This window comes from Deferrisoma camini S3R1, from assembly GCF_000526155.1.
Classification (GTDB): domain Bacteria; phylum Desulfobacterota; class Deferrisomatia; order Deferrisomatales; family Deferrisomataceae; genus Deferrisoma; species Deferrisoma camini.
Genome location: NZ_JAFN01000001.1, coordinates 4,226,634 through 4,236,551 on the forward strand (window position 1 = coordinate 4,226,634; position 9,918 = coordinate 4,236,551).

8 protein-coding genes are annotated in these 9,918 nt (G+C 72.3%); 4 read left to right on the plus strand and 4 right to left on the minus strand.

Annotated elements, in window-relative coordinates:
- Positions 1-85: 85 nt before the first annotated feature.
- The 4 genes from DEFCA_RS0118795 to DEFCA_RS0118810 form a co-directional block, all read right to left on the minus strand.
- Positions 86-2,341 (minus strand): DNA translocase FtsK, encoded by a 2,256-nt coding sequence (locus DEFCA_RS0118795; protein WP_084319488.1) that lies wholly within the window; start codon positions 2,339-2,341, stop codon positions 86-88.
- 12 nt (positions 2,342-2,353) lie between these two features.
- The gene (locus tag DEFCA_RS0118800) at positions 2,354-3,136 is read right to left on the minus strand and encodes an undecaprenyl-diphosphate phosphatase (RefSeq protein ID WP_025324534.1); all 783 of its coding nucleotides are present in this window, start codon (positions 3,134-3,136) and stop codon (positions 2,354-2,356) included.
- 149 nt (positions 3,137-3,285) lie between these two features.
- Positions 3,286-4,935 (minus strand): ribonuclease J, encoded by a 1,650-nt coding sequence (locus tag DEFCA_RS0118805; RefSeq protein ID WP_025324535.1) that lies wholly within the window; start codon positions 4,933-4,935, stop codon positions 3,286-3,288.
- Complete coding sequence (locus DEFCA_RS0118810; RefSeq protein ID WP_035802966.1) at positions 4,932-5,645, minus strand: lysophospholipid acyltransferase family protein; 714 nt, start codon at positions 5,643-5,645, stop codon at positions 4,932-4,934. The genes DEFCA_RS0118805 and DEFCA_RS0118810 overlap by 4 nt, the downstream gene beginning before the upstream one ends.
- A gap of 265 nt (positions 5,646-5,910) precedes the next feature.
- Between DEFCA_RS0118810 and rplM the strand changes: the two genes are divergently transcribed.
- From rplM to DEFCA_RS0118830, 4 genes are all read left to right on the plus strand, one after another.
- Positions 5,911-6,339 carry a 50S ribosomal protein L13 gene (gene rplM / locus DEFCA_RS0118815; protein ID WP_025324537.1) on the plus strand — a complete coding sequence of 143 codons (429 nt, stop codon included), beginning with the start codon at positions 5,911-5,913 and terminating at the stop codon, positions 6,337-6,339.
- A 10-nt stretch (positions 6,340-6,349) separates the two neighbouring features.
- Entirely contained in the window at positions 6,350-6,745 is a 396-nt protein-coding gene (rpsI, locus tag DEFCA_RS0118820) for a 30S ribosomal protein S9 (RefSeq protein WP_025324538.1), read from the plus strand.
- A gap of 245 nt (positions 6,746-6,990) precedes the next feature.
- Complete coding sequence (sppA, locus tag DEFCA_RS0118825; protein ID WP_025324539.1) at positions 6,991-7,911, plus strand: signal peptide peptidase SppA; 921 nt, start codon at positions 6,991-6,993, stop codon at positions 7,909-7,911.
- A gap of 454 nt (positions 7,912-8,365) precedes the next feature.
- Positions 8,366-9,918: ATP-dependent helicase (locus tag DEFCA_RS0118830; protein WP_025324540.1), on the plus strand; the 1,553-nt coding region annotated here is incomplete at its 3' end.

The following is a 9,918-nucleotide window of genomic DNA, read 5'->3' on the forward strand; positions in this document are numbered from 1 at the left end:
GAACCTCGCCGGCAATGGCCCCGGACCAAAGTTACCCGTCTCCGTTGTAAGGTTGTGCAGCGGCCGAAGGGGGCTTCCCCCGAATTCACAGCTTGTGGATCAGGACCTCCCGGGGCTTCGAGCCCCGGGAGGGGCCCACCACGCCCTCCTGCTCCATGCGTTCGATCATGCGGGCCGCCCGGTTGTACCCGATCTGGAGCCGCCGCTGGATCATGGAGATCGAGGCCTGCCGGGTCTCGGCCACCAGGGCCACCGCCTTGTCGTAGAGCTCGTCGAACTCGGGATCGTCCGGCACCAGGGTGGGGTCGGGCTCCTCCAGGATCTCCTCCTGGTACGCCGGCTTCCCCTGCTCTCGCAGGAACGCCGTGAGCCTCGCGATCTCGTCCTCCGACACGAACGAGCCGTGCACCCGCTCCAGCCGGGCCGTGCCGGGCGGGAGGAACAGCATGTCCCCCCCGCCGAGCAACGTCTCGGCGCCCTGGGTGTCGAGGATGGTGCGGGAGTCCACCCGGGACGCCACCTGGAACGCGATGCGGGCCGGAAAGTTGGCCTTGATCATGCCCGTGAGCACGTCCACCGAAGGCCGCTGGGTGGCCACGATCAGGTGGATGCCGGCCGCCCGGGCCATCTGGGCCAGCCGCGCGATGGCCTCTTCCACGTCCTTGGAGGCCACCATCATCAGGTCGGCCAGCTCGTCGATCACCACCACGATGTAGGGCAGCACCTCGGTGTTCTCGTCCTCGGCCGGCGGCCGGCCCCGGAGTTCCTTGATGCGCCGCTCGACCTTCTTGTTGTACGTGGTGATGTTGCGGACCTGCTCGTCGGCCATGAGCCGGTAGCGCCGCTCCATCTCCTGCACGGCCCACCGCAGGGCCAGGGCGGCCTTCTTCGGCTCGGTCACCACGGGCAGGAGCAGGTGCGGGATGTCGTTGTACACCGAGAGCTCGAGCATCTTGGGGTCCACGATGAGGAGCCGCACCTCCTTGGGCGTGGCCCGGAACAGCAGGCTGGCCAGCATGGCGTGCACCGCCACGCTCTTGCCCGAGCCCGTGGCCCCGGCGATCAGCAGGTGGGGCATGCGGGCCAGGTCCGCCACGTAGGGGTTGCCGGCCGTGTCGGTGCCCAAGGCCAGGGTGAGCTTCGACTTGGACTCCTGGTAGGGGGGCGAGGCCAGGATGTCCCGCAGGTACACGGTCTCGCGCTGGTGGTTGGGGATCTCGATGCCCACGGCCGCCTTTCCCGGGATCGGGGCGATGATCCGCACCGACAGGGCCTGGAGGGCCAGCGCCAGGTCGTCCGAGAGGTTCACGATCCGGTTGATCTTGACCCCGGGTGCAGGCTTGAGCTCGTACAGGGTGATCACCGGGCCCGGCCGCACCTTCTCCACGGTGCCGTCCACCCCGAAGTCCTGGAGCTTCTTCTCCAGCACCTTGGAGGCCATGCGCAGGCTCTCCTCGTCCGGACCCGTCCCCGGAGGAGCCCCGGGATCCAGCAGGTCCAAGGACGGCAGGCGGTAGCCGTCGATCTCCCGGGCGAACGGGAACGCCTCCTGCACGGGGGCCTTGGGCCGCGCCGGGATCTCCAGCTTCGGTCCCTTCTCGTCGGGCTTCGCCTTGGGGGGCGAGCCCCTCCCGGCCTTGGACCGGGGTGTCGGGGCGCGGGCCGCCTGCCGGCGTTCGCGCCGCCGGGCCCGCTGCTCCCGGCGGCGGATGAGGTCGTCGCGGACCCGCTGGCTCAGGCCCACCATCCGGAGCCTCAGGCCTTCCCAGAACCCGTACAGGCTCAGGTTCACCGTGAACATGAGCGACGACAGCCAGCCCACCCCCAACACCAGGGCCGTGCCGGGCCCGTTGAGGTAGCGCACGAGCTCCGAGGCCAGGAGCTGGCCCAGGGCGCCGCCGGCCGACAGGTCCAGCTGGTCGAACCGGACCGTGCCGAGCCCCAGGCTCAGCAGCCCGGCCGTGGTCAGGGTGAGGGCCGTGTATCCCACCCCGACCCAGCCGGGGTGGGCGAACGGCCGCAGCAGGATGTACCGGACGGCGCACACCCCCAGGGCCAGGGGCACGAGCCAGGCCGCGATCCCGAGGGTCTGGAGGAGGAGGTCGGCCGCGTGGGATCCGACGATCCCGCCCAGGTTGTGGGGCTGGACCGGGCCGGCCGCGGTGTTGAACGAGGGGTCCGAGGTCCGGTAGGAGGCCAGCGCCAGCACCAGGAACCCGCACGCCAGGCCCAGGGCCAGCCCCACCAGCTCCGCGCGCACGCGGGGGCCCAGGTGGTCGCGCCACCCGTTGAGGGCGTCGCCGAGGCGAGGGGGCGGGGGGTCCTTGCGAGGCCGCGCCATGGGGGACCGGTGTCAGGGCCCGAGCAGGAGATAGCCGGCGCCCAGGATCCAGCAGTACACCGCGAACCACCGGAACCGGCCCCGCCGGATCACCCCCAGGAGCCAATGGATCGCGGCCAGGCCCGAGAGGAACGCCGCAGCCGCGCCGGCCGCGTAGGGGCCCCAGACCAGGCCGGGGGTGGCGGCGTGGCGCAGCTCCAGCACGGCCGCCCCCACGATGGCCGGGATCGAGATCAGGAAGCTGAACCGGGCCGCGTCCTCGGTGCGGATCCCCAGGAGGGTGCCGGCCGCGATGGTGGAGCCCGAACGGCTGATCCCGGGCACGATGGCCATGCCCTGCACCGTGCCCACGGCCACGGCCCGCCACACGCCGATGCGGTCTCCGCCGTCCCGTCCCCGGTTGAGGACCTCGGACACCCACAGGACGGTCCCGGTGACCAGGAGCATGGCGGCCGCGGCCCGCGGAGCATGGAACAGGGCCTCGATCGGATCCTTGAGCGCCAGCCCGATGGCTCCCGTGGGCACCGTGGCTGCCAGGACCCACCCCACGAGCCGGCGCCGGCCCGCGTCTCCGCCCGGGAGGAGCGAGACCGCCATGCCGGCCACGTCCCGCCAGAAGTAGGCCACCACGGCCCCGAGAGTGGCCACGTGCAAGAGCACGTCGAAGAACACGCCGGGCTGCCGGAACCCGGGGACCAGGCTCTGGGCGAGCACCAGGTGGCCCGAGGAGCTCACCGGAAGGAACTCGGTGAGCCCTTGCAACAATCCCAGCAGGGCGCCTTGGAGAACGGTCATGGGACCTCCCGAACGGGGCCGATGCGGCCCGGGTGTCTACGGAAACTCCACACTCTAGGGGACGTCCGAGGGCGGCGTCAACGAACCGGTGGCCGGGCGCTGGCCGGGAGGCCGTGCGCCAAAGACCAACCGCCACCGGCCGCGTTTCCTCACACCTCCGCCACCGTGGCCACCACAACGGGCCGGCGGTTTCCCCTCCGGCGAAAGTGGCGGCGCAGGGCCACCGTGAACAGGGTCTCCCAGTCCTCGGCGCTGGGGGCCTCGGGCGCCTCCCGGCGCACCAGCCGGGCGAGCTCCTCCTCGGCCTCCCGGGCCTCTTGGGCTGCCCACTCCTCGGGAACGACGCCCCGCAGCTCCACCCGCGGGCCCCACACCACGGCGCCCGCCGGATCCACGGCCGCCACGGCCAGCACCAGCCCGGCGCGGCCCAGCCGCCGCCGGTCGGCCAGCGCCCCGTCGGCCACGTCGCCCTCGGCGCCGGCCTCCACGTACAGCCGGCCCGTGGGCGCCGTGCCGTCGGGCCGGATGCCCTGGTCGTCCAGGCGCACGACCACGCCGTTCTCCGCCCGGAAGCACCGGTGGGGCGGGTACCCCAGGCCCCGCATCCCGTCCACCAGGGCCTGGAGGTGGTGCAGCTCGCCGTGGACCGGCAACACGCACCGGGGCCGGGTGAGCTCCACCATCCGTCGGGCGTCGGCCGCCGAGGCGTGGCCCGATACGTGGATCTCGGACACCTCCTCGTAGTGGACCCGGGCCCCGAGACGGATGCACCGGTCGATCAGGCGGTAGATGGCCCGCTCGTTGCCCGGGATCAGGCGCGACGACAGGAACACATGATCCCCCGGCAGGATGCGGTGGTGGGGCTCGAGCCCCCGGGTCACCCGCCACAGGGCGCTGCCCGGCTCGGCCTGGCTGCCCGTGAGCACCACGGTCAGGGTGTCGCGGGGCATGCCCCGGCTCCGGGGCTCGGGCACCAGGTCGCCGGGGGCCGGCTTGAGGTGGCCCAGGCTTCGGGCGATGCGCGCCGTGCGCACCATGGCCCGGCCCAGCAGGGTGACCCGGCGGCCCACCGCCCGGCTCGCCTCGATCACCTGCTGGACCCGGTGGATGTTGCTGGCGAAGGTGGCCACCCAGGCCCGGCCCTCCACCTCGGGGAGAAGGCGGCGCAGCGCCTGCCCCACTAGCCGCTCCGAAGGGGTGGGGCCGGGCCGGTGGGCGTTGGTGCTGTCGCAGCACAGGAGGTCCACCCCCTCGTCCCCCCAGCGGGCCAGGGCGGCCTCGTCCGTAGGCATGGCGTCCACCGGGGTGGGGTCGAACTTGAAGTCGCCGGTGTGCACGATGCGCCGGCCGTGGACCTCGATCCCCAGGGCGCACGCCCCGGCCGTGGAGTGGGTGATCCGGATGAACTGAACCCGGAACGGGCCCGCCTCGACCCAGGCGCCGGGCGCCACGGCCTGCAGCAGGCTGGTGGCCGTGGGGGTGCGCTCGGCCAGGCGCTCCCGCACGAGCCCCAGGGTCATGGTCGTTCCGTACACCGGCACCCGATGCCGTCGAAGCAGGTGGGGGAGCCCGCCGATGTGGTCCTCGTGGCCGTGGGTCAGTAGCACGGCCCTCAGGCGGCCCGGCGTGTCCAGGTAGGAGAGGTCGGGGATGAGGTAGTCCACCCCGGGGTGGTGGTCCTGGGCGAACATGAGCCCGCAGTCCACCAGGATCCGCTCGCCCCCCGCCTCGATCACCAGGGCGTTCAGGCCGATCTCGCCCAGGCCCCCCAGCGGCACCAGCCGCACCGGCGCGTTCATGGGTCCCCCAGGCACCGGGCCATGGACGAGCGCAGCCGCTCGGCCTCGGCCCGGCGCTGCTCCGGGGTGTCGATGGCGGAGACCCGGTACGGCTCCAGCACCTCCACCTCCACCGCACCCGGCCGGGGCGCCCACCCCCCTTTGGGCCACAGCCTGGCCGTGCCGCGGAGCACCAGGGGAACCACAGGGGCCCCGCTCGCGGCCGCCAGGTGCACGAACCCCAGCTTGAACGGCAACAGCCGGCCGTCTGGGCTGCGGGTGCCCTCGGGGAACAGGATCACGGGCTCGCCCGCCCGCACCCGCCGGGCCGCCTCGTCCACGCTGGCCCGGGCCCGCTCCGAGTCGCCCCGGTCCACCGGCAGATACCCCACGGCCCGGATCGCCTGCCCGAACACGGGGATCCGAAACAGCTCCCTCTTGGCGAGCCACAGCACGTTGTGGGGCAGGATGTGCGCCAGGACCAGGATGTCCAGGTTGGACTGGTGGTTCGCCACGAACACGGCTCCGCCGGTCGGGAGCCGGTGGAGGTTGCGGACCCGCACCCGGATGCCCGCGAACCGCAGGAGGAGGCGGCTCCACAGGGGCGCCAGGTGCCGGCACCACCGCCGTCTGCGGTCCGTGTACCCGGCCACCACGGCCACGGACCCGAGGACGAGGGTCAACAGAAAGATCACCAGGGGAAACAGGGCGGTTCGGATCGGGTTCCACATGTCCGTGCCAAGGGGTCGGGGGGAGTGCGGGGAGCCGGGAGGGAGCTATACGCTTTTTGCTTGCGCCGGGTCAACGGCTTGGGTATAAGACCGGGCCCCTGCGAGACGGGGCCGACGAGCCGCCGCTCGGGGGCAACGGGGCGCGCCCCGGCCTGCTTCCGGCCGGGGGCCCGCGTGCCCTTGCCCTTGACACGGGGGTCCGGTTGGCATACCCTTCCGGCTTTCGTCCGGAAGAGATGAAACACCTGTTCGGGAGGCCCTTCCCATGAAGAGCTATATGGCAACCCCCCAGACCGCGGAGCGGGAGTGGTTCGTGGTGGACGCCGAGGGGCAGACCCTGGGGCGGCTGGCGAGCCGGATCGCCACGATTCTCCGGGGGAAGCACAAGCCCACCTACACCCCCCACGTGGACACGGGGGATTTCGTGGTGGTGGTGAACGCGGAAAAGGTTCACCTGACCGGCAACAAGCTCGACCAGAAGATGTACTGGCGGCACTCCGGCTACCCCGGTGGGATCAAGGGCCGCACGGCCCGCCAGATGCTGGAGCGCAAGCCCGAGGACGTGCTCCGGCTGGCCGTGAAAGGCATGCTCCCCAAGAACATCCTGGGCCGGAACATGCTTCGGAAGCTGAAGATCTACGCGGGTCCGGAGCACCCCCACCAGGCCCAGCAGCCCAGGCCGTTGGAGCTCTAGGAGGCAACCCATGGCACAGCAGATGACCCATGCCACCGGCAAGCGGAAGACGGCCATTGCCCGGGTGTACCTCACCCCCGGCGACGGGCGGGTGATCATCAACCGGAAGCGATCCCTGGAGGAGTACTTCCCCCGCGAGGCCCACCGCCGGGCCGTGTTGGCCCCCCTGGCCCTGACCGAGCGGCTGGGCAAGTACACGGTGAAGGTGACCGTCAAGGGCGGCGGCCCCACGGGCCAGGCCGAGGCGATCCGCCACGGCATCGCCCGGGCCCTGGTGGAGGAGGACGCGGATCTTCGGCCCCTGCTCAAGCGGGCCGGTCTGCTGACCCGGGACGCCCGGATCGTGGAGCGCAAGAAGTACGGCCACCACAAGGCCCGGAAGAGCCCCCAGTACTCCAAGCGCTGATCACAGCGCCCGCTCTCAAGCCCGTTCAAAAGGGACCCCGTCGGGGTCCCTTTTTTTGACCGCCCTGGCGGCCCACAGGGTTCCCGGATATCATGGGCCGCCCCGGCACCGGCGAAAGCCTCGGAGATCGCTTCGCTTCCCAAGTTCCGCTAGGCCTCATGCCTCCCTGGGGGCTTGGCCGCAAGCCGAGAGCCGCTCCGACCGAAGACCGACGACCAGAGACCGAAGTTGCGAGGAGGTTTGGGATGGGACGCGGGAGATCGGTTGCTCTGCTGGCCTCGGCGCTGCTCCTGGGCGGATGCGCCGTGATCCGGGTACCGATGGCGCCCGAGCCGCGGGTGCGCGAGGTCACCGTGATGGGGGAGGGGGCGGACAAGGTGCTGCTCCTGGAGGTCTCGGGGGTGATCTCTTTCCGGCGGCCCTGGGCGCCGCCCGGATTTCCCCGGCCCGCCTCCCTGCCGGCCCGGGTGCGGGCCGACCTGGATCGGGCCCGCAAGGACCCGGCGATCCGGGCCGTGGTGGTCCGCATCGACTCGCCGGGGGGCACGGTGACCGCGAGTGACGTGATCCACCACGAGATCCGCAGGTTCCGGGAGGAGCGGGGGGTGCCGGTGGTGGCGGCCATCGTGGAGAAGGGGCTCTCGGGCGGCTACTACGCGGCCCTGGCGGCCGACGAGATCGTGGCGTTCCCCACCGCTCTGGTGGGCAGCGTGGGGGTGTTCGTGGCCAAGTTCGACGCCTCGGGCCTGCTGGGAAAGCTCGGGGTGCGCAGCGAGCTGACCAAGTCGGGCGCCCAGAAGGACATCCTGAGCCCCCTGCGGCCCCTGACCCCGACCGAACGGGAGACCCTGGAGGGGATCGTGCGGGACCTGACGGCCCGGTTCCACGAGGTCCTGCGGGCGGCCCGGCCCCGCATCACCGAGGAGGACTGGGAGAGGATCACCTCGGCCGCGCCGTTCACCGCCTCCCAGGCCCTGGAACTGCGGCTGGTGGACCGGGTGGGGTACCTGGAGGACGCGTTCCAGGCCGCACTGACCCGGGCGGGGCTGGAGCGGGCCCGCCTGGTCGCCTACCGCCGGGGGGAGGCCACGGACCCCACGCCCTACGGGATGGCCCCCTGGCTGCTCCCCGCGGCGGCGGGTCCCCTGGCCCTGGATCCACGGTGACTCCAGGAGTTCCTGGAGACCGAGATCGCGTACTGAGGCGGAGAACCTCCTCGGGCCCTGGTCGTTGGAGAAGTTACATGGAAGCCCCCTCAGGCCCCTGCGGGGCCGGGCAACAAGGGAAACTAGCTTGCGTCGGTCCGGGACGGCAGCCAGCGGAGGGGCATGGGGCCTGGTTCCGGCCGTGCGTGAGTGCAGCATCCGACGTACGCCGCATCCGGCACTTCACGCGCGGCGGTGGCCCGGTCTGCGAAAGCACTTCCCCGCCCGCCGGCGGGGCGAGCGTTGGCTGGGTGCCGGATGCAGCGACTGTAGGAGCCACGCCCGGCGCTCCACCAGGCCCCATGCCCCTCCAAGGGCTTGGCGGTGGTTCGAGAGCCGCCCGGCCGCCTGGCAGCCTAGCCGCCCAGCGGCCCGAGCAGCCCGAGGGCCCCGTGTTCCCGGCGCGGGGTTGAGCATGGACCTGTCGGCCCTCAACGAGCGGCAGCGGGAGGCCGTGCTCCACGGCGAAGGCCCCCTCCTGGTGCTGGCCGGCGCGGGTAGCGGCAAGACCCGGGTCATCACCTACCGGATCGGGCACCTGATCGAGCGCGGCGTGCCCCCCGAGCGCATCCTGGCCCTCTCGTTCACCAACAAGGCCGCCAGGGAGGTGGCGGAGCGGGTGCAGGATCTGGTGGGGAAGCGGCGCAGCGAAGGGCTCACCGTGAGCACCTTTCACGCCCTGGGGCTCCAGATCCTCCGGGCCGAGGTGCGGCGTCTGGGCTGGCGGGGGGGCATGAGCCTCCACACCGAGTCGGACCAGAGGGCCCTGGTGCGGCAGGTGGTGCGGGAGCTGGGGCTCAAGGCCGACCCGGCCGAGGTCCAGGCGTTCATCGGGTACTGGAAGAACCAAGGGGTGGGCCCCGACCAGGTGCCGGTGTCGGGGGGGGCCAGCTCGGCCCTGCGCCGGGCCTACCGCGTGTACCAGGATCTGCTCCGTGCCCAGAACGCGGTGGACTTCGACGACCTGCTCCTGCTGCCCCTGGAGATCTTCCGGGATCACGACGACGCCCGCCTGTTCTGGCAGGAGCGGTTCCACTACGTGCTGGTGGACGAGTACCAGGACACCAACCCGGTGCAGTTCGAGCTGCTGCGGGTGCTCGCGGCCCGGCGGCCGAACCTGACCGTGGTGGGGGACGACGACCAGGCCATCTACGGCTGGCGGGGAGCCCGGGTGGAGCTGATCCTGCGGTTCGAGGAGCACTTCCCCGGGGCGCGGGTGGTGCTGCTGGAGGAGAACTACCGCAGCACGGCCACGGTGCTCGAGGCGGCCCACGCCGTCGTGGCCCACATCGACGGCCGCCGGCCCAAGAAGCTGTGGACCCGGGCCGGTCCGGGGCGGCCTCTGGGGTGGATCGAGGCGGCCGACGGACGGGACGAGGCCGAGCAGGTGGCCTCGGAGATCTTGGCCGAGAGGTTCCGCCGCCGCCGGCCCTGGTCGGACTTTGCGGTGCTGTACCGCACGAACGCCCAGTCCCGGCCGTTCGAGGAGGCGTTTCGGGCCCAGGGCATCCCCCACCGGGTGGTGGGCAGCACCCGGTTCTACGACCGGAAGGAGGTCCGGGACCTGCTGGCCTACCTCAAGGCCGTCGTGAACCCGAGGGACGAGGCGAGCCTGATCCGTATCGCCAACGTGCCCAAGCGGGGCCTGGGGCCCAAGACCCTGCTCGGCCTCCAGGAGCGTGCCCGGCGCGAAGGGATCTCGCTGCGGCAGGCCCTCCGGCGGGCCGAGGATCTGGCCCCCCACGCCCGGGCCGGTGCCCAGACCCTGGTGGCGTTGCTGGACCGGTACGGCCGGCGGTTCCGGCAGGAGGGGCTCACGTCCCAGGGCCTCCGGGACCTGATCGAGGACGCGGGGCTCCGGGCCGAAGTGGAGGCCGCCTACCGTTCGCCCAAGGCGGTGGCCCGGCGCCTGGAGGTGCTGGCGGAGCTGGTGGAGTCGGTGGACGACGCGCCCCGGTCCGGGGGGCG

Excerpts from the sequence above, each read along its gene's own strand:
- sppA (WP_025324539.1), top strand. The coding sequence starts at position 6,991 with ATGGGACGCGGGAGATCGGTTGCTCTGCTGGCCTCGGCGCTGCTCCTG.
- DEFCA_RS0118800 (WP_025324534.1), bottom strand. The coding sequence starts at position 3,136 with ATGACCGTTCTCCAAGGCGCCCTGCTGGGATTGTTGCAAGGGCTCACC.
- DEFCA_RS0118810 (WP_035802966.1), bottom strand. The coding sequence starts at position 5,645 with ATGTGGAACCCGATCCGAACCGCCCTGTTTCCCCTGGTGATCTTTCTG.
- DEFCA_RS0118805 (WP_025324535.1), bottom strand. The coding sequence starts at position 4,935 with ATGAACGCGCCGGTGCGGCTGGTGCCGCTGGGGGGCCTGGGCGAGATC.
- rpsI (WP_025324538.1), top strand. The coding sequence starts at position 6,350 with ATGGCACAGCAGATGACCCATGCCACCGGCAAGCGGAAGACGGCCATT.
- DEFCA_RS0118795 (WP_084319488.1), bottom strand. The coding sequence starts at position 2,341 with ATGGCGCGGCCTCGCAAGGACCCCCCGCCCCCTCGCCTCGGCGACGCC.
- rplM (WP_025324537.1), top strand. The coding sequence starts at position 5,911 with ATGAAGAGCTATATGGCAACCCCCCAGACCGCGGAGCGGGAGTGGTTC.